Origin of the sequence: Hippea maritima DSM 10411, from assembly GCF_000194135.1 — a bacterium.
Lineage (GTDB): Bacteria > Campylobacterota_A > Desulfurellia > Desulfurellales > Hippeaceae > Hippea > Hippea maritima.
Genome location: NC_015318.1, coordinates 1,398,298 through 1,419,056 on the forward strand (window position 1 = coordinate 1,398,298; position 20,759 = coordinate 1,419,056).

The window sequence follows — 20,759 nt, forward strand, 5'->3', positions numbered from 1 at the left end:
CATATCATTTATACGGAAAAAATTTGACGGAGGGAAGTAATGAATACCGTTAAAACAGTTTTTCTATTAACGCTACTTGCAGGCATTTTTATGTTCATTGGTGGACTATTAGGCGGAAAAACAGGATTAATAATAGCTTTTATCCTGTCAATCCTTATGAACTTTTTTAGCTACTTTTTTTCAGATAAAATAGCCCTAACTATGTATAGGGCAAAACCGGTAAGCGAACAAGAAGCGCCAGAGTTATACGCCATAGTAAGAAAACTATGCGAAAGGGCAAATCTTCCCATGCCAAAACTCTATATCATACCCCAGGCGGCACCAAATGCATTTGCCACAGGCAGAAACCCAAACCATGCAGCTGTAGCGGTAACTCAGGGAGCTATTGAACTTCTGACAAGAGAGGAACTTATGGGAGTATTGGGGCATGAGCTTGGGCACATAAAACACAGAGATATATTGATCTCTACCATAACAGCCACAATAGCATCAGCTATCATGATGATTGCGGATATGATAAGATGGGCTGCAATATTTGGTGGCTTAAGCGGAGACGATGAAGACCATCCAATAGTTCTGCTTATAGTTGCACTAATAGCACCGTTTGCCGCCGTCCTTATTCAACTTGCCATATCAAGGGCAAGAGAATACGAAGCAGACAAAGCCGGTGCTGTCTACAGCGGCAATCCATTGTATCTTGCAAGCGCCTTAGAGAAACTTGAAAATTATGCAAGGACCATGCCATTTAAAGGAAACCCTGCAACGGAAAATCTCTTTATAGTTAACCCATTTTCAGCCAAGGGCATAATGAATCTGTTATCGACCCATCCACCGATAGAGGAAAGAATAAGAAGGCTAAGGGAGATGGCAGCAGCTGGAGTTTAGGATAACTTTAGCTGCATCTTCTTTTTCTATGTCTATCCAGACGGCATCTTTAAATCTACTTCTTAAGAAAGTGAGCTGTCTTTTCGCAAAAGATAGCGTATTGAATGTAATTCTTTCCTTTAATTCATCAATAGTAGCTATTCTACCCCTTATAAAATCCACCGTTTCCTTATATCCTATAGCCTTTAGACCAACAGCAGAGCCATAACCCATAGCAAGTAGTCTTTTAACTTCTTCAATCAAGCCAGATTCTATCATCTTATCAACCCTTAGAGCTATTCTTTTTTTTAGAAACTCCCTTGGTGCATGCAAAACAAATATACAAAAGTCATCTACATTTGATGTTTTGGAAAAATAACTACTTATTGGTCTTAATTTATCAACATATACACTCAAACCTCTTTTTATACGCTGACAGTCATTAGGATTTACTTTGGATGACCACTTTTCATCCACTAATTTCAACCATTCATACAGATAGAAGCTACCTAATTCATCACATACATCATCGAAGAATCTCTTAATTTTTTTATCAGGTGCATCAATTTGGTCTATACCAAAAACCAAAGCCTCCAAGTAAAATGCAGTACCACCTACAATAACACTATTTTTACCCTTTTTTTTCAAGCTATCCATAATTTTTCTTGCTTCTTCTGCAAACTCACCGGCACTAAAGTTCTCATCTGGGTTTTTTATATCTATAAAATAGTGTTTGATTTTTCTTAGTTCCTCTCTTGATGGTTTTGCACTGCCTATATCCATAAATCGGTATATCTGCACGGCATCCGCAGATATTATCTCACCATTTATCTCTTTGGCAACAGCTATAGCGGCATCTGTTTTGCCCGTAGCGGTTTGACCGGCTATTATAATAGGTTTCATTGAAGAACTGTTTCTACAGGCGCATGCTCCAATCCGTGAGCCTCTGCTACAGGCTTACATGTTATTTTTCCATAAACCACATTAAGTCCTTTTGCTATAGAACGATAGCGCTTGGCTGCTTCAATCCATCCAAGGTCAGCTATCAACAAACCAAACGGCAAAGTAGCATTAACCAGAGCAAACGTTGAAGTTCGTGCATATGCACCGGGCATATTCGCAACACAATAATGCAAGACGCCATCAACCTCAAAAACCGGGTCTTGATGAGTTGTGGGTTTTGATGTCTCTACACATCCACCCTGATCTATCGATACATCGACTATAACAGAACCCTTTTTCATTGTCTTAAGCATATCGCGCCTAATGAGCTTAGGCGTCTTTGCACCAGGTATTAAAACCGTACCAATAACAGCATCAGCATCCTTTATCTCTTCTTCTATATTCATTCTGCTGGACATTATCATCCGACAATTCTTGGGTAATACATCTTCAAGGTATCTCAATCTTTCAGTATTTATATCTAAAACATAAACACTAGCACCCATACCAGCTGCAACTTTTGCTGCGTTCAGTCCGGCCGTTCCGCCTCCAAGTATCACAAACTTAGCAGAATGGACACCTGTAACACCGCCAGCCAAAACACCTCTGCCTCCGTAGGGCTTTGCTAAATAATAGGCAGCCATAATAGAAGCCATCTTGCCTGCTACTTCGCTCATTGGTTCAAGCAAAGGCAACTTTCCATCTACCTCTATCGTCTCATAGGCTATAGCTACAACCTTTTTCTCCATTAAACCAAGCGTCTGAGGTCTATCAGGGGCGAGATGTAAATATGTATATATGATTTGTCCTTCCTTCAGCATATCTATTTCTTGAGGCTGAGGCTCTTTAACCTTCACTACCATCTGGGAGTTATCAAAAATATCTCTAGCCGTATCAACAATTTTTGCTCCAGCTCTAACAAATTCCTTATCAGATATACCACTACCCTCTCCTGCCCTTTTCTGAACCAAAACCTCGTGTCCGTGATGCACAAACTCAGCCACTGCAGATGGGGTAAGCCCCACTCTATTTTCGTTGGGTTTTATCTCCTTTGGAACCCCAATAATCATAAAACGCCTCCTACTAAAATTTTGGTTTGGCTATAAACACACAATTCTCTCCACCTTTTGCTATAGTTTGGATCTCTTCTATATCCATAGGTTTGCCAGAAAGCATTTGAGCAAACCCAAGCATTAAGCCTGCAGTTATGTTGCAAAATCCTTTAGATTTTGAATAGGGCAAAAAGTGACACTCATTTAATGTAAATTTTATTTGGCCATCACTCAGCATATCTATTGATAAATCGGGTCCACCTTTAGACTTTATCATCTCAGGCAATAGTTTTGAAATGTCTTCTTTTGTAAACTTTTTAAGCAGTGAAGGATCAACCTCCATAGCCTCCATCATTTCCATAGGAATCCTTTTTGCCAAGATTCTCCTTAAAACCTTTGTTCCCTGCTTGCCGCCAAAGTATTCTAAGGCCTCAACAAGACCTGACATCACCATAGCTGCATACCTATAACAGATATGACTCAACACACATTCAGTATCGACATCAAGACAAACTTCCTTAAGCTTTTTATCCATTCTCAACCACCTCACATAAATTTTACACCCAAAACTATGCCAACACTAATTATGCTCATGGCAATAAATGCCTTCCAGATTAAACCCCTCATATTTTTATGTCCAAACATGGTGGCATACACACCTTTGATAAGCGTATTGGTTATACTTGATATTATTATACTCACCAAGGCAACGTTTATATTAATAATACCCGTTTTTGATAGCTGGCTCATAGATATTGTCAATGGGTCAACATCAGCAAAACCAGAGACAAAACCAAGCAAATAAATACCCTTTGAACCCAGATAGGTATGAGCAAGTCTGGACAAAATAAGAACCACAGTATAAAAAGCACCAAAAAAAAGAGCATGAGTTAAATCATACGGATTTGAAAACTCAACCTCTACAACCTCATTACCTGACTTATGCCTCTTTAGAGCAAAAGCCAAACCAACAAGAAAAGCTATAATACTAAAGAAAGCAAACTTATATGATATAGATGGGTATATTATAAACATAACTATAAGTTGCCTTATAAACATAATAGAACTTGCAAGTATCACCCCTAAGGCAAGCTCACATGAAAGCTCGGGTGCCTCTTTGGAGCGTTTAGAAAAAGCAAGTGTAACAGCTGTTGAACTCATAAGGCCGCCAAATAATGCCGTTATAAGAATACCTTTTTTTGACCCCAGAAGTTTTGTAGCAAAATAAGCGGCAAAAGAAATAGAAGAAATTAAAACCACCATTAACCAGATAGATCGTGGATTGAGCTTCAAAAAAGTAAAACTCTTATCGGGGAGTATAGGATACAAAACGGCAGAAACAACAAGGAACTTTAATATAGCCGAGATATCCTTTTTATAGATATATTTTTCAACAAAGCCGTGCAGAAACTCCCTCAGAGAGAGAATAAGTGTTATTATTATACTTAAGGAAACGGCTTCTATCACATAACCTTTTGCTAAAATAACACCAATAACAAATGTAAAAAGTCCAGCGATCTCTGTTGTTATACCCTTTCTATTGAAATAAAATGCCTCATATAAGTATTCACCAACTATCATAAGTGAAAAACAGGTAAAAATTATGGCCACAATTACTGGAGATCTTAGAAAGTATTCAGAAGAAAAACCAAGCAATGAAATCAAAGGAAATGTTCTGATACCACCAAAATGTTTCTCTTCTATTTTCCTGTGGTACGACTCTTGCTCAAGCCCTACAATACCACCAATTAATATACTCAAAATAAGCAAGAAAAACCAATCAGGCATCCATTTAACTATTTCATTCATACTCAAAACAATAATATTTAAAAGGTATTTTTTCAAGGAAAATTAAATAACATAATAAGTTGACTTCTTACTAAAGATGTATATAATTTAACTGGATGGTTAGTTAAAGGAGAAGGCGGCTAAGATGAAAAAACTTGATTTAATTCTTACAAAAGCTAAAACATTATTTGCCCAAAAAGGTTTTGATGCAACAACAATGGATGAAATAGCAAGGGAAGCTGAGGTAAACAAAGCTCTAATCTATTACTATTTCAAAGACAAAGAAAGCCTCTACGAGGAAATATTCAAAATAATCTTAAAAGGAATCCTGGATAAGCTGTACTCCATAAAAACATACGAACCAAGAGAAGCACTATTTGAGTATGTAAAAGCTTTCTGTGAATATGCAAAAGAGGATGAGGCATTTTTTAAGATCTTAATGTATGAGATATCATCCTCAGGTAAACACCTGCCAGATCTTGCATTGGAATTACTATCAAAGGCCACAAGCTTTCTTGACGAGATATTAAAAGAGGGAATAAATAGGGGAGTTTTTAAAAACGTAAATACACTAACCGTTCATTTTCTTATAGTTGGAACTGTAAGTTTTACTGTATGCAGTAGAAATATAAGGAATACAAAATCAAAAACAGGCATTTTGCCGGAATTTTTAACAAAAGAGGCAAAAAGCTTGTGTGATGAAATTTTCAATATAATTGTAAAGGGGCTTGAAAGATGAAAAAGATCTTATCACTTCTAATATTGGCAAGTTTTATATCTCTGAACGCCTACTCAACTACAATAAGGCAGTTATTTGATGCTCTGAAAAATCAACCTCAAACAAAGGTAGATGAGTTCTTCTTAAAAAGTGCAAAGGCCGGATACTCAAAAACCACATCCCTATTCTGGCCAAAAATTTATGCCACATATTCATACACCCACTATAACTCACCCACAAACCTAAGACCACTAACACCAACAAAAAGCTCCCAACTAATGCAAACAAACGGCAACCTACCATTTTCTAAAAACATATATCAAATCGGAGTAAATGTTAGCATGCCCGTGTTCGTTTATCCTCTTTTTAGCCTAACAAAGAAAGCACAGGCCTTAACCAAAGCAGCCAAAATAAAAAAGAAACTAAACTTTATCAGAAATGAGGCAGCCATTGTTTCCCTAAACGCCCAACTTGAATACATAAAAAACCTAAAGAAGGCTATAGAAGGACGCATAAACTCTTTAAATACACAGCTAAACACAATAAAAAGGGCTGTAAAGCTTGGAAGGGCAGCACCTATTGAAGCATTAAAAATAGAGGATAGCCTAAACAGATTAAATATACAGCTTAATAAACTCAATTCTTCTGAATACAATGTCATTATGTCAATCTACACTCTAACGGGGATAAAGCTCAACAAACCTGCAGGAATGGAACTTGCAAGACCAGTTAAGGAAAAAGAGTTATTCCAATTAAAACCGCTAGAATACAATCTACAAGCTTCTAAGTATGAACTTAAAGCAAAAGAGGGCGAGCTTTTACCTTCAATTTATATGCAAGGTTTCATAGCAAGGAAGTTTGGAAAAAGCTATAACACCAACAAGCATGTGCTAAGAAACTATGGCAGTATAGGTTTGTATTTGCAAATTCCCATATTTGATAAGGTTGTTTACTCCGACATAGAAAAAGCCAAGTCCGATTATATAAAAAACCGATACAAGCTACAGGAATACAAAAGGCAACTGATTGCTCAATCAAAGAGCACCAAGGATGAACTAAAAATACTTAGTAAATCTATAATTTTAGCAAAAAAGAATATAAAAAATTCAGAGGAGCTACTTAAATATGCAAAGGTGGCATTTAGATTGCAAAGAATGACAGAGGAGGAGTATCTAAGGTATGAAGATAACCTTCTTTCTGCCAAAGCAGAGTTGCTTGAGCTTAAATTAAGAAAATGGCAAGATATATCTAAATTGGCAATAATTTATGGAAATGATTTAAAGGAGATAGTGAGATGACAAAGAAGCTTGTTTCTATTGTTCTTGTTGTTTTAATAGCCATTGGAATTGTAGCTTTGGTTAAAAAGAGAAAAAGCGAGCTTGCAAAACTACCAACTGCAAAGGTTTATCCCGTCGTTGTAAAGACGATAAAACCAAAGCTTGAGAACTTCTATCTAAGTTTAAGCGGGCTTGGGCTTATAAAAAGCTCGATCGATATGATTATCACATCAAAGCTATCAGGCAGGCTCATGTATGTCAAAAACATAGGTGATAAGGTAAAAAAGGGAGAGGTGATAGCAAGGTTAGATGTATCTGCAACAAAAGCTGCAATATCTCAGGCCATCTCGCAGCAAAAATCCTTAAAAGCAAAGCTATCAGCCGCCACGCTCACATTGAAAAACTTAGAATTAACACACAAAAGAACCGCAGAGCTTCTAAAGGTCAAAGGTGCATCAATAGAACAATTTCAAAAAGAGGAAGATCAGCTGGCTTCGGTTAGTTCTCAAATCTCATCTCTAAAATCCCAAATAAAGGCAACAAAAAGCAATATCAAACACCTAAGGATACTTTTAAGCTATGGCATCATAAAATCACCTGTAGATGGTGTAGTAAGCAAAAAGTTTCTAAATACAGGTGATGTTGTAATGCCGGGTAAGCCGATCTGTTCTATCAGCTCAACCGGCGGTAAATATCTGCTGTTGAGATTGCCTGAGGATATAAAGCCGCAGGGTGTCATCTTTGAGGGCAAGTATCACAAGGTTATACCCCTTCACAGCACATTCAACGGTTTAGATGAATACAAAGCAGATATTGACACGACTCTAAACACCAATGCCAGGGTTAAAGTGGGCGTTGTTATTTTCAAAGGCAAAGCCATAAAATTACCGTTTGATGCAGTTTTATCGGATGATGGAAAGAATTACGTTTTTATTGCTAAAGGCAACAAGTCTATCCCCAAGCAGATAAAAATAATAGCCTCGGGTGAGGAGGGTTTAGCTGTTTTGGATAAGGGTCTTTTGGGTAAAAAGTTGATTTTAGCAAAACCTGACATCTTTATAAAACTCCGCGGTGGCGTGCCGATAGTAAAGGAGTAAGCGATGTTTGACTATTTTTACAAAAGACCTTATACGCTCTTTAGCATAATCATTCTGTTTTTCATAATGGGAATTATAGGCCTAAAAGAACTGCCCAAAAACCTGTTTCCTGATACAGACAGGCCACAGGTTGTAATTATCACTAAGATTCCCGGTGCGACAGCTCAGGTTGCTTCAAGCAGCGTATCAAAACCGATAGAAGAAGAGATTGCAAGATTAAGCTATGTTAGGGATATAAACAGTGTAAATGTCGCTAACTTCTCCATAGTCAAGGTTGAGTTTGAGTATAAAAAGGGATTGGAAAATGCAGCCGTTGATGTGGCAAACGCTCTGTCAATCGTTAAATCCAAACTGCCACCAAACGCAAATCCATCCATATATACAGTCGGAAGTTTCACCCTTCCTGTGGATGTTATTGCCCTGAGTCCAAAAAACAGCTCTATAACCTTAGGCGATATAAGGAAGATCGCAGACAGCTTTATAAAACCATACCTGTTAAGCATAAAAGACATAGGCAATGTTGAGGTGTTTGGGGGATACAAAAGCGCCATAACAATAAATATAGATCCATACAAACTTGCCAAATACAACATATCCGCAGACAGGGTTATCAAAGCATTGTTCAGTCTTGACAGAGACATGCCTATAGGATTTATGAAAAGCAAAAACAACTTTCTCACACTTACATACTACGGTGAAAAAGACCGAATAGAGAAACTCAAACAGCTTCAAGTTGCTCCTAATTTACCTCTAAAAAGTGTCGCAGAAGTAAAATGGGATTATGAGAAACGATTCAGCGGATATATGGGAAACGGCCATCCCGCTATAGCTTTAGCCATCCAGAGAGCCCCAGGCGGCAGTGTTTTAGATGTCTCCAATGCAGCAAGAAACGCAATTAAGCAATTGCAAAAGCAATACCCCAATATAAAATTTGAGATATCAGATACACAAAGAAACCTAATACAGACATCCAATAGCAATATGCTTGAGGCGCTGAGGGATGCAATCATCTATACCCTCCTTGTTCTTCTTTTGTTTTTGGGTAATTTCAGGGCTATCATAGCTGCCGGTCTTTCTATACCTATGGTATTTTTCACAACTATAGCTGTTATTTGGCTTATGGGTGGTGAGCTAAACATCGTTGTATATACAGCCATTATACTTTCCTTGGGTATGCTCACAGATGATGCTGTGGTCGTGCTTGAAAACATAGAAAGACACCTAAACGAACTTAAAGAAGATTTAAATACCGCAATTTATAAGGGAACAAAAGAGGTTTTAGGGCCGGTATTTGCAGGCACACTCTCAACCATTGTAATCCTATTCCCCTTGATGTTTGTAGGTGATTTTCCTCAAAAGATATTTCAGCCGCTTATCTCAACACTCATAATAGCCCTGATTGTTTCTTACTTTTTATCAATAACATTTGTCCCCAAATTGTCCATCTATCTCTATAAAAACGGCACAAATAAGACAAAGATAGAAAAGATGTTCGAAAAACTTTACTATAACACCATAGGAAAGCTCATAGATCCATATTTAGGCATTTTGAGGTTTTCAAATAGCGGTAAGGTTGCCCTAAGAAGAAGCCTGTTAATCTTGGGTGTCATTGCGGTTTTTGTATTGAGTATAAAAAATATCATGCCAATACTTGGCAGGGATATTATGCCACCTATGGATACGGGTATAGTCATCGCAAAAGTAAAATTCAGCTCAAACAGCACAGCGGATGCGTCCATGAAAAAGTTGCAAAGTTTTTTGAATTGGCTGCATAAACAACCCTATGTGGTTAAAAGCTCTGTGGCTTTTGGTTCTGAGGCTGGGGTTTTATCTTTAGGCAGTGGTAACCTACCATCTGAGGCATCCATCACAATAAACTGTGTTGACAGATTCCACAGAAAATTAACAATCTGGCAAATGGAATCGATCTTCAGAAATAAATTAAATAAACTACCCGGTATTAAAAGTGTGAATGTATATGATTTTGGCGCGACTCCACTTTCCACAATAAAAGCCCCCTTAGATATAAGAATTTTAAGCGGGAGCTATTACAACTTACCAAAAGAAGCAAATTACATAGCAAAAAACATAAAAAAAATAAAGGGTCTAACCAGCATAGATACAAGCTGGGACAGCAACTTTGAGGAAATCACAGTAAATATTGATACAAACAAGTCCCTAAGTTATGGACTAACCCCGGCACAAATAATAGCTCAAATTCCTATAAACGGCAGGATAGCAGCGGTAAATGGCGATTTTGCTTCTATGAATAGTCAGTTTGTTAGAGTATATCTAAAAGGTAAGTTTAACGAAAACCTAAACAGTATCAAACTCCTTCCCATAAAGACGCCTTTTGGCTACTACATACCTCTACAAGCCGTGGCAAAATTTAAAAAGCACTTTACACCTGCTAAAATAGAAAGGGATCAACTGCTTTATAGCCTGGATGTCAGCGGATACAGAAATAAAAAGCCCATAACAATGATAACAGCAGATAGCGAAAAGATACTAAAACACATAAACACGAAAGGGTTCAAGGTAGAGCAGGCAGGCAGTATTGTTCAGCTAAACGACAGCTTTAAAAGGATGTTAAAGGCCATACTTATAGGTGTAATACTGCTGACTATGACGCTTATCGCCGTGTATAGATCTGTAAGAATGGGGCTTGTAATGATCGTGGTTTTACCACTTTCTATGATAGGCGCATCCTGGGCTATGTTAATATTCCATAAACCATCATGCATGCCCAGCATGATGGGAATATTGCTGCTTTTTGGCATAATCATAAAAAACTCAGTCCTTCTTATAGACTTCTATCAACATTACAGAGAAAAGGAATCACCGTTTGAAAGCGCTTTAGAAAGCGTAAGGGTAAGGTTCAGGCCTGTTATGATGACAGCATTTGGAACAATAGCCGGCATGATCCCTATAGCATTGGAGCGTGCTGTGGGTCTTGAAAGGTTGTCTCCTTTAGCAGATGTTGCTGTAGGTGGACTGCTAATCGGGACATTCCTAACGCTCGTGTATGTGCCTATGTTTGCCTATATGTTTGACTCAAAAAGCAAAACAGACAAAAGCACAAAGGCCACCTCTTGAAAACATTGAGTTTTAAGCTAAGTTATTTATTAAAGGTGTAAAGATAGGAGGTGGTGTTATGGCAGAGAAAATAAAAGTTGAACTAAAAAAAGAGATGGATAAGTTGTTTTTAAGGTGTGAAGCATTCGGCATAGCAGAATACTGCGTCACGGAAGAGGAGGCAGAAAATATACTAAAATCAAAGCTTCCGCAAGGGGCAGAGATAGAATGGGTTAAAGAATACATGGAGAAAGACACCTAACCTACTTAAATCCACCTAACTGTCCATGCTAAAGTAGTATCTCTCAAACCAAAAGCCATCTAAATTGCTGCTTTAGCATGGTTTTATTTACTGACTATATTTAGTTGCAATTGAAACTAAATTTTGATATAAAGCCAAAAATGGCTTGGAGGTTAACTCAATGAGAAAAGTCTATCTTATCGCATTCTTTCTGTTTTTTTCTCTACCTTCTTTTGCAAAAGAGGTCTACACCCTAAACAGAGCCGTAAATGAAGCTATAACAAACAGCTACATAATAAAAGAGGCAATAGAAAATCAAAAAGCCGCAAAGAGTAATTACAAAAGTAGCATTTCAAGTATGTTACCATCAGTTGACTTTTCGTATAATTACACTCACCTAAAGGATTATCCATACTCCATAAACAGTGGCACAAAAATGCGGGCTGGTGATAACGACCAAACAAAATGGAGTGTTAGTATAACCCAGCCTATTTTTGAGGGTTTTGCCCTAATAACACAAAAGGAAATAGCTCAACTTGGAGTTGACATAAGCAAAATAGAAAAACAAAAAGCTATACTTGATGTAGCAGAAAATGTAAAAATAGCTTATTTTAATATTCTTCTTGCAAAAAAATACCTTTTAGTTGCAAACGAAGAGGTTAAAAGTCTAAAAGCTCATCTAAGGGATGCAGAAAGGCTATACAAAAACGGCGTTATAGCCTATAATGATTTATTAAAGTCTAAAGTAGCGCTGGCAAATGCAATCCAGACAAGAACAAAAGCCAGAAATGATTTAAAGCTTGCGATTTCCTCTTTTAATCTGGCATTGAGGAAAAACATAAACTCAGATACGGATGTTGCAGATATAATGCAATTTAAATCTAAAACCTACAATCTAAACAAACTTATAGATACAGCAATAAACAAAAGGCCACTATTAAAGGAGCTTGCATTGGAATTAAAACAGGCAAACTTAGGTATAAAGCTAAATCAAAGCAGCTACTACCCGCATGTAGAAGCGTTTGCAAAATATGAACAAAAAGGCCAAGATGTCTTGGCAAATGACAATGATTACACAAACCAGCACAATGCTATGGTTGGGGTTCAGATAAAATGGAATATATTCTCATTTGGCAAGGATTACTACAAAACCCAACAACAGAAACACAAGGTATTTTCTTTGCAGGAGAAAATAAATCGCATAACAGATAACATAAAACTTCAGGTAAAAAGAGCTTTTTTGGACTTAGAGACAGCTAAAGAAAATATAAAAACGGCAAAAGAGGCACTAAAACAGGCCAAAGAAAACTTTAGAATTACTAACCTTCAATATCAACAACAAATAACAACATCGACAGAGGTTTTGGATGCAAGATCGTACCTAACGCAGGCAGAGGTTAACTACTACAATGCACTTTATGGCTACTTTATAGCTCTGGCAAAGCTCCAAAGAACCATCGGAGAAAAATAATAAAGGGGGTGTTTATGATAAAAAAAACCTTTTTTATTTTGGTTGCTGTTATTTTTTCTACAAACGCAATTGCCACACCCCCAAAAAATCACACTTATTTAGTTGGTGTAGATGTTTACGAAGTACCCAAACCAGCCGATAAACAGGTAATACTAACATATCCGGCAAGGTTAAAAGCAAAAAGAAATGTGGATATTGTAGCAAGGGTCAGTGGAACTCTCATAAAAAAATACTACAAAGAGGGTGAATTCGTAAAAAAGAACCAGTTGCTTTATAAAATAGAGCCAGACACCTATCAGGCTCAATATAATGAAGCGTTGGCAAATGTAAAGATAGCTCAAGCTCAACTGTACAAAGCAGAGCGAGATTGGAAAAGATACAAAAAACTATTTAAGGAAAAAGCCATAAGCCAACAAAAGCTTGACTATGTCTATGCATCCTACCAAAACGCATTAGCCTCTCTGAAGCTTGCCAAAGCAAAACTCAAACTGGCACAAATAAATTTAAATTACACAGATGTTAAAGCTCCGATATCTGGATTTACATCGTTAAAATTAGTTGATGTGGGTGATTATGTAAATGTAGGTACAAAACTGCTGAGAATAACCCAAACCAATCCTATATACGCCGAATTCTCATTTTCAGACAACGATTTTTTAAGGATAAAACAGCAATTATTCTCAGGTAGATTAACAGAAAAGCCAAAAATTATAGCATACATAAAACAGAATGGGCATATATTCAAAGGATATGTTGACTTTATAGATTCAAAAATAGACCCTAAAACACAGACAGTAAAGGCAAGGGCTATATTTGAAAACAAAAAGGGCGAGCTTATGCCCAACCAATTTGCAAGGATAAAGGTTGCAGGTTTTATACAAAAACATGTCATCTGGATACCCGCAACAGCAGTCTTGCAAAACTCCATGGGCAAGATGGTGTTTATTGTCAAAAACGGTAGGATAGGTGTAAGGATGATAAAGGCAAAAGAATCAACAAACAACACCTTTATCGTTCAGTACGGTCTAAAACCCAAGGATTTGGTTGTGATTGATAACTTTTTCAAGATTAGACCTGGTATGGCTGTAAAAATAGACAAAATTATAAAGAGTAAGGCTCAATGATATCCAAATTTTTCATAGAAAAGCCGGTATTTTCTCTGGTAATCTCTATTGTTATAATTTTAGCAGGCATAACGGCAATAGACAAACTGCCGGTTCAGGAATATCCAACAATAACGCCCCCAACAATAAACGTTCAGGCACACTATCCCGGTGCCGATGCAGAAACACTCGCAAAAACAGTGGCTGCACCGTTAGAAGAAGCAATAAACGGCGTTGAAAATATGATATATATGTCATCAACATCATCACCTGATGGTACACTTTCCATACAGGTAACCTTCAAAATTGGTACAGACCCAGAAATAGCCAAAGTCGATGTAAACAACAGGGTTCAGTTGGCTTTAAGCAAGCTACCAGAAGAAGTCAGAAGAATCGGGGTTTCCGTAAGGGAACGCTCACCTGATCTGTTGCGCGTATTCTCCTTTACATCAAAAAACAACATCCACAACACTACCTACATAACAAACTATCTGCTTGTAAACGTTCTGGATGAAATCAAAAGAGTACGCGGTGTTGGATATGCTATGATATTTGGCGGCAAAGAATACTCTATGAGAGTGTGGTTAAAACCTGATAAACTTGCAGCTTACAACTTAACACCAATGGATGTCATAAATGCAATAAGAAGCCAAAACAATCAATATGCAGCAGGAAGAATAGCTCAGGAACCGCTAAAAGAAAAGCATTCATTTACATACAATATCATAACAAAAGGCAGGCTAAAAACAGTTAATGAGTTTAAAAACATTATAATCAGAGCAAACCCAGACGGTTCAAGTTTAAAATTAAAGGATATAGCAAGGGTTGAATTAGGGGCAAACAATTACTCTGTCAGCAGTGATTACAACGGTAAAAAAGCTGTTCTTATGGGTATATGGCTATCATCGGGCGCAAACGCATTAGATGTTTCCAAAAGAATAGATGGTGTAATGAATAAACTTTCAAAAGGCTTTCCAAAGGACTTGCAATACAAAGATGTTTACAATACTACAAAATTTATAAAAGCTTCAATTCATGAGGTTATCTACACATTAATAATTTCAATACTCCTAACAGTCGCAGTAATCTATATCTTCCTAGGTACATTGAGGTCTACAACCATCCCTGTATTTGCCATTCCTGTATCCATAATAGGTACATTTGCGGGTTTCTATGCTGCCGGCTTTTCAATAAATCTTTTAACCTTATTTGGTTTGGTTTTGGCCATAGGCCTTGTGGTTGACGATGCCATCATAGTTATAGAAAACGCTGATAGAATCCTGAAAATAGAGGACCTAAATCCAAAAGAGGCTACCATTAAATCTATGAAGGAAATCACAAATCCGCTTATAGCCATTGTTTTGGTTTTGGATGCTGTATTTATACCAGCCTCATTTATCGGTGGGTTTTCAGGTAAAATGTACCAACAATTCGCCTTAACCATTGCAACCTCTGTTACCATCTCTGGCATTGTAGCACTAACATTAACACCTACCCTTTGCGCCTTAATTCTAAGAAGAGGAGGCATAAGAGAAACGGCATTCTCAAAAGCATTTTACAAACTATTCAACAAGGCAACGGAAGGATTCACAAAAACAGCCAAAACAATGATAAAATTTTCTGTTGTAGGTGTGGTTATATTTGCAATAACCATTGGTGCAACACTAATATTATATAAAATGCTGCCAACGGCATTGGTGCCTGAGGAAGATAAGGGCGATATAATGGTGATGTACTATCTTATGCCAGCTTCATCTCTCCAAAAAACCCTAAAGGTTCAAAAAACCATAGAAAGCATTGTAATGTCCAATCCAAACATAGTCAGCGCAGGCTATGTCGCAGGTTTAGACTTCATAACATTTTCATTCAAGACAGATGCCGGCATAGGATGGGCTCACCTAAAAGACTGGTCAAAGAGAAAGGATAATTCATGGGATGTCATAAAAGAACTCTCGATGAAATTTTCAACTATAAAAGATGCACTTGTTATGGCCTTCAATATGCCCCCTATCATGGGTATGAGCTCAACTGGTGGATTTACTTTACATCTTCAGGATAGAACAGGAGGTAGCGTAGAACAACTTGATAGTATCGTAAAAAAACTTGTAGAAGAAGCAAATAAAGACAAAAGATTAATGATGGTAAGGTCTTCTTTAAGCACAAATGTTCCCCAATACAAAATAATTGTAAATAGAGAAAAAGCAAAGTCTCTTGGTGTAGCTATTTCAAGCATATTTGAGGTTCTACAGGCAACTCTTGGAAGCTATTATGTAAATGATTTTAATATGTATGATAGGACATTTAGGGTAAACATTCAATCAGATGAAAATTTCAGGAGTAGTTCACAGGATTTGGAGTATATTTACGTAAGATCAAATACCGGCGTTCTTATACCACTGAGTTCTCTAATAAAGATAAAAAGGGTAGTAGGCCCTGATGTAATTCAGAGATTCAACATGTTTACATCTGCCACCGTCATAGGCCAACCAAGGCCTGGTTATACATCGGGTGATGCCATGAAAGCAATAAGCCAAATAGCAAAAAAGATTTTGCCAAATGGCTATACAATAGCTTGGTCTGGCACATCCTATCAGGAAAAGAAACTTCAAGAATCAGGAAATAAGGTGTTTTTATATACCGTAGTATTTGTGTTTTTAATCCTTGCTGCCTTATATGAAAGCTTTACTATACCTATAGCTATTATGATAATCGTGCCATTTGCCGTATTTGGTGCAGTTTTGGGGTTATTCATGAGTAATCTTGAAAGGGATATATACTTCAATATAGGCATACTCGTTTTAATAGGTTTATCGGTAAAAAATGCTATATTATTGGTAAGATTTGCAATCGAAAGAATAAATGAAGGATACAGCCTTACAGAAGCCACAATAGAGGCTGCAAAAATAAGGTTTAGACCAATAGTTATGACCTCAGCTGTGTTTATAATAGCGAGCTTGCCCTTAATATTTTGGGGCGGAGCAGGAGCAATTTCAAGAAAAATCATAGGAATAACCGTCGTTAGTGGGATGCTCGTGCAAACAATAATCGGCACACTCTTTATACCTATGTTCTTTTATCTAACTATGAAGCTAATTTTATTTAAGAAAAAATAAATATAGCCTATTGAGATTTTATTTTAATAAAGCTTGCTTTTTCCCAAAAATAGCGTATACTCAGCTTAAGTTTGGCGTGTTTCTTGCATTTCAACTTTTCCTGCCAAAAAATAGGCTTTAAAATACCAAATGCAACAAACGGCTGAACAAAATTATTTTAGGTGGTATTTTATGAGTTCAGAAGAAAACTTCAAAGGATTAGGTCTATCCGAAGGAATCCTAAAAACCCTGCAAAAGCAAGGCTTTGAAAAGCCTACCCCCATTCAAGAAAAGGTTATACCTTTAATACTTCAATCAAGCAAAGATTTAGTAGCAGAAGCACCAACAGGCACAGGTAAAACGCTTGCCTTTGGACTTCCCTTGATTGACCTACTAAAGGAAAAGACAGGTTATGTTCAGGCTGTTATTCTGGCTCCAACAAGGGAGTTAGCTATACAGGTGTGCGATGAGATTAATGCATTCAAAGGCAAAAAGAGATTAAAGGCATTCCCTATATACGGCGGTCAATCTATTGAATTGCAAAAAAGAAGGCTCAAGGAAGGCGTTGATATAGTAGTAGGTACAGCCGGAAGAATAATAGATCACATAAACAGAAAGACTCTAAACTTAAGCAAAATAGACTACTTCATTCTGGATGAGGCAGATGAAATGTTAAACATGGGCTTTATTGACGACATAAAGGAAATATTAACTCACACAAACCCAACGAAAAACATGTTTATGTTTTCGGCAACTATGCCAGAAGAAATAAAGAGGCTTGCAAAACAATACATGAAGAAGCCAGAATTCGTCAGAATAGAAAAAAGTAAAATGTTGACAAGTCAGATATATTTCGAGGTAAAAGAGCAAGATAAATTCGAAGCTCTCTGCAGGATTAGGGATGCGGTTGAAGATTTCTACGGTTTGATATTTTGCAAAACCAAAGTAGATGCTCAAAATGTGGCAAATAAGCTCATCGATAGAGGCTATTATGCTGATGCAATTCATGGAGATCTAAGTCAGGATAAACGAGAAAGAATATTAAAACGATTTAGAGATAAAAAGATAAATATGCTCGTTGCTACAGATGTTGCAGCAAGAGGAATAGATATAGATGGTCTAACTCATGTAATAAACTATTCAATGCCCCAGGATGCTGAAAGCTACATACACAGGATAGGAAGAACAGGGAGAGCCCAAAAAAAAGGAATAGCTATAACATTTGTAAGCCCCTCTGAGTACAGAAAACTAAGACTCATACAAAAACTCGCAAAAGCGGAAATCAAAAAAGAAAAACTCCCATCAATTCAACAGGCAATAGAATATAAAAAATTATCTGTAAAAAAGGCTATCGAGGATGTAGAGTTGAATAAAAACGACGGTGATTATTTGACTATGGCTGAGGAGCTTTTAGGCCAAAACGATGCAGAGCTTATTATAGCAAAACTACTAAAGCTAAAATTCTCAAGCCAACTAAGTAAAAATAACTACAAAGAGATAGAAGAGCCAAAATTAAATAGAAATTCTATGGTAAAATTATTTGTAGCTTTAGGCTCACAAAATGGATATACGGCCAAAAAGCTTGCAGATTTCATAAGCAAAAAGGTAGAAATAGAATCAAACACTATAAGGGATATTAGGATTTTTGATAGATTTTCATTCCTAAGTGTGCCAGCCGAAGAAGCAGAGGAAATACTTTATGCCTTCAAAAGCCAGAAAAGAGGCTTTAGGCCTATAGTTTCAAAGGCAAAACCCAGAACCATTAGCAATTAAGTCTTTTCTCAAGCCTATTTAGCTTAAAAAACACGGCAAGGTTAAGTAAAAATAAGATGCCTGTTAGAAGATACATCTTATCAAAACCTATCGATAGACCCAGCTGAATTCCAAAGATAGGTCCCAGACTGCCCCCTACATCACCAAGGATCTGATAAACGCCAACAGCCTTGCCCCTGTTTTTTAGCTGTGTTATATCACCCAAGATACTGAGTAAAGAAACATTATTTACACCTATAGCACTACCCATCATAATAAGGGCAGTTACCACTTCAAGTGTACTATTAGAAAAAGCAAGCAAACTAAATCCGAAAAACACAACCAAAACAGCAGGAAAACCAATGGTTGAACGATATTTGATTTTATCCACTATTCTACCTGCAATTATGCCGGCAACTCCACCAGAAAACATCATAAATGCCATAACCACACCGCTTACAAACCTGGCATCAGAGTATATAAACTCCATCCCTCTTTGTTTTACAAACAGGACTAATGTAGCCATAACAATACCTTGAAGAGAGAAAAATGTTATAAAGTTACCCAATCCTACTATACTAACATAAGGATTCTTAAACATAAACGTCAAAGATTCCTTAAGTTTTAAGGCATTTCTAAACTCAATTCTGGTATCTTTCAAAAAGAAAAATACCAAGGTGGCACCCAATATTGAAGCCAAAATACTTGATAAAAAAGCAATAGCATCCTTAAAGAGTGTTGAAAGTAGACCGCCCAGAACCAGGCCGGCTGGCACACCCAAAGATAGAGCAATTCTGACTTTAGCAGTATATTTACCTCGATTTGAACGAACCGAGAGATTCAATGCCAGCGTATTGGCCGAGATAAAAACAAGAGCAGAACCTACACCCCATACTATTCTGCCTATGAGTAATACATATCCTGCTAAAGGTAAATGGAGCGCTAGTATATAAAAAATGCTGCCAAACGCTTCAATTAAAAGTCCGATAATTAGTGGTTTTTTGCCACCAAAAGCATCAATAGTAGCCCCAACAAACTGATTAAAAAAGATGCGGGTAAATTTATTGGCTGAAATTATTACCCCTATAAAAAAAGCGGATAAGGAAAGTTTCAGACCCAGAACAGGTAGGATAGGGAAAACTATACCTCCACCTATGCCGCCCAAAAATACAGATAAGGGAATAATAAATCCAATACCGTTTTTCATATCACTAACTTTATATAATTTTCACCTTAAATCCAAGACTATATCCAGTATTTTCTAACCCAATCTAAAAGCTTATTGGAGGGCAGATTTAATAGTCAAATCTTTCAAAAAATGAAACCTATTAAGCGCCCAGATGGCATAGTCATCAAGGATGCAAAAATTACCAATTAGGTGCTGCTGTCATTGTAACCCAAAACAATTTATAGTTTAAAAACTTTTATATATTCAAGCCTTCCAATATGTCTTTGGTTGCATTGTATTTATTTAAAGTATAGAAATGCAGACCCCTAACTTTACTATCAATGAGCTCCCTGCATTGATTTATTGCATATTCAACGCCTATCTTATACATATCCTCTTTGGTCTTTCCTTCAAGCCTGCTTATAAGTTCTGAAGGTATAGTTGCACCACACATACCAACAAATCTTCTCATCTGAGAAAGGCTTAAAATAGGCATAACGCCTGCCAAGACGGGAATCTCTATATGGAATTTCTCAACTCTATCTAAAAAGTTGAAAAACTTACCGTTATCAAAAAAGAGCTGAGTAATTACAAACTCGCCTCCTGCATCCACTTTCATCTTTAGATATTCAATGTCTTTATCCAAAGAAGAAGACTCTGGATGCCCTTCTGGGTAGCCAGCAACGCCTATGGAGAAGTTCCACTTGTCTTTTAAATACCCAACAAGTTGATATGCATATTTGAAATCCATGGACTTTACCTCAAACCCTTCAGGTAAATCCCCTCTTAAGGCAAGTATATTGTCTATACCGTTAAGCTCTAAAATTTCGGCTACTTTATCTACACTCTCTTTGGTAGATGCCACACATGTCAGATGCATCATAGGGTTTAGAGAATACTCATTCTTCATTCTGAGCGTCCACTCAACCGTTTTATCCTTGGTGCTCCCACCTGCCCCGTATGTAATTGAAACAAAATCTGGACTATAATCCTTTAAAACGTTTATAGTATTGAAGAGGGTTTGCTCATTCTCAACCTTCTTTGGCGGAAAGAACTCAAACGATATTGTCATCGCCTTTCTATTTAGAATCTCAGAAATTTTCATTTAAAACCTCCTTC

The 20,759-nt window shown here is 37.0% G+C and carries 16 protein-coding genes; 10 read left to right on the forward strand and 6 right to left on the reverse strand.

The window, feature by feature from the left end:
• The first annotated feature begins 39 nt into the window (after positions 1-39).
• A complete protein-coding gene (gene htpX / locus HIPMA_RS07345; protein ID WP_013682401.1) occupies positions 40-885 on the forward strand; it encodes a zinc metalloprotease HtpX in 846 nt (281 codons plus the stop codon).
• Here htpX and miaA read toward each other — a convergent pair.
• From miaA to HIPMA_RS07365, 4 genes are read right to left on the reverse strand one after another with little or no spacing between them, the layout of a single operon-like run.
• Complete coding sequence (gene miaA, locus HIPMA_RS07350) at positions 856-1,767, reverse strand: tRNA (adenosine(37)-N6)-dimethylallyltransferase MiaA (protein WP_013682402.1); 912 nt, start codon at positions 1,765-1,767, stop codon at positions 856-858. The genes htpX and miaA overlap by 30 nt on opposite strands.
• Complete coding sequence (gene ald, locus HIPMA_RS07355; RefSeq protein ID WP_013682403.1) at positions 1,764-2,876, reverse strand: alanine dehydrogenase; 1,113 nt, start codon at positions 2,874-2,876, stop codon at positions 1,764-1,766. The genes miaA and ald overlap by 4 nt, the downstream gene beginning before the upstream one ends.
• Positions 2,877-2,889: 13 nt before the next feature.
• Positions 2,890-3,393 (reverse strand): methanogen output domain 1-containing protein, encoded by a 504-nt coding sequence (locus tag HIPMA_RS07360; RefSeq protein WP_013682404.1) that lies wholly within the window; start codon positions 3,391-3,393, stop codon positions 2,890-2,892.
• A gap of 11 nt (positions 3,394-3,404) precedes the next feature.
• Complete coding sequence (locus tag HIPMA_RS07365) at positions 3,405-4,667, reverse strand: MgtC/SapB family protein (protein ID WP_013682405.1); 1,263 nt, start codon at positions 4,665-4,667, stop codon at positions 3,405-3,407.
• Between the two features lie 124 nt (positions 4,668-4,791).
• On the opposite strand from HIPMA_RS07365, the gene HIPMA_RS07370 reads away from it, so the two are divergent.
• The 9 genes from HIPMA_RS07370 to HIPMA_RS07410 all read left to right on the forward strand — a co-directional run bounded on the left by HIPMA_RS07370 (position 4,792) and on the right by HIPMA_RS07410 (position 18,493).
• Positions 4,792-5,385 carry a TetR/AcrR family transcriptional regulator gene (locus HIPMA_RS07370; RefSeq protein ID WP_013682406.1) on the forward strand — a complete coding sequence of 198 codons (594 nt, stop codon included), beginning with the start codon at positions 4,792-4,794 and terminating at the stop codon, positions 5,383-5,385.
• Positions 5,382-6,662, forward strand: coding sequence for a TolC family protein (locus HIPMA_RS07375; RefSeq protein ID WP_013682407.1), 1,281 nt, complete (start codon positions 5,382-5,384; stop codon positions 6,660-6,662). Before HIPMA_RS07370 ends, HIPMA_RS07375 begins: the two co-directional genes overlap by 4 nt.
• The gene (locus HIPMA_RS07380; RefSeq protein ID WP_013682408.1) at positions 6,659-7,738 is read left to right on the forward strand and encodes an efflux RND transporter periplasmic adaptor subunit; all 1,080 of its coding nucleotides are present in this window, start codon (positions 6,659-6,661) and stop codon (positions 7,736-7,738) included. Before HIPMA_RS07375 ends, HIPMA_RS07380 begins: the two co-directional genes overlap by 4 nt.
• A 3-nt stretch (positions 7,739-7,741) precedes the next feature.
• The gene (locus tag HIPMA_RS07385; RefSeq protein ID WP_013682409.1) at positions 7,742-10,834 is read left to right on the forward strand and encodes an efflux RND transporter permease subunit; all 3,093 of its coding nucleotides are present in this window, start codon (positions 7,742-7,744) and stop codon (positions 10,832-10,834) included.
• Positions 10,835-10,892: 58 nt separating this feature from the next.
• Entirely contained in the window at positions 10,893-11,075 is a 183-nt protein-coding gene (locus HIPMA_RS07390; RefSeq protein ID WP_013682410.1) for a hypothetical protein, read from the forward strand.
• Between the two features lie 160 nt (positions 11,076-11,235).
• A complete protein-coding gene (locus HIPMA_RS07395; RefSeq protein WP_013682411.1) occupies positions 11,236-12,525 on the forward strand; it encodes a TolC family protein in 1,290 nt (429 codons plus the stop codon).
• Between the two features lie 14 nt (positions 12,526-12,539).
• On the forward strand, positions 12,540-13,649 hold the full coding sequence (locus HIPMA_RS07400; protein WP_013682412.1) for an efflux RND transporter periplasmic adaptor subunit: 1,110 nt from the start codon (positions 12,540-12,542) through the stop codon (positions 13,647-13,649).
• Positions 13,646-16,741 carry an efflux RND transporter permease subunit gene (locus tag HIPMA_RS07405; RefSeq protein WP_013682413.1) on the forward strand — a complete coding sequence of 1,032 codons (3,096 nt, stop codon included), beginning with the start codon at positions 13,646-13,648 and terminating at the stop codon, positions 16,739-16,741. The genes HIPMA_RS07400 and HIPMA_RS07405 overlap by 4 nt, the downstream gene beginning before the upstream one ends.
• 171 nt (positions 16,742-16,912) lie before the next feature.
• Positions 16,913-18,493, forward strand: coding sequence for a DEAD/DEAH box helicase (locus HIPMA_RS07410; RefSeq protein ID WP_013682414.1), 1,581 nt, complete (start codon positions 16,913-16,915; stop codon positions 18,491-18,493).
• Here the strand turns inward: HIPMA_RS07410 and HIPMA_RS07415 are convergent.
• Complete coding sequence (locus HIPMA_RS07415) at positions 18,483-19,679, reverse strand: MFS transporter (RefSeq protein WP_013682415.1); 1,197 nt, start codon at positions 19,677-19,679, stop codon at positions 18,483-18,485. The genes HIPMA_RS07410 and HIPMA_RS07415 overlap by 11 nt on opposite strands.
• Before the next feature lie 217 nt (positions 19,680-19,896).
• Positions 19,897-20,745, reverse strand: coding sequence for a methylenetetrahydrofolate reductase [NAD(P)H] (gene metF / locus HIPMA_RS07420; RefSeq protein WP_013682416.1), 849 nt, complete (start codon positions 20,743-20,745; stop codon positions 19,897-19,899).
• Between the last annotated feature and the right edge of the window lie 14 nt (positions 20,746-20,759).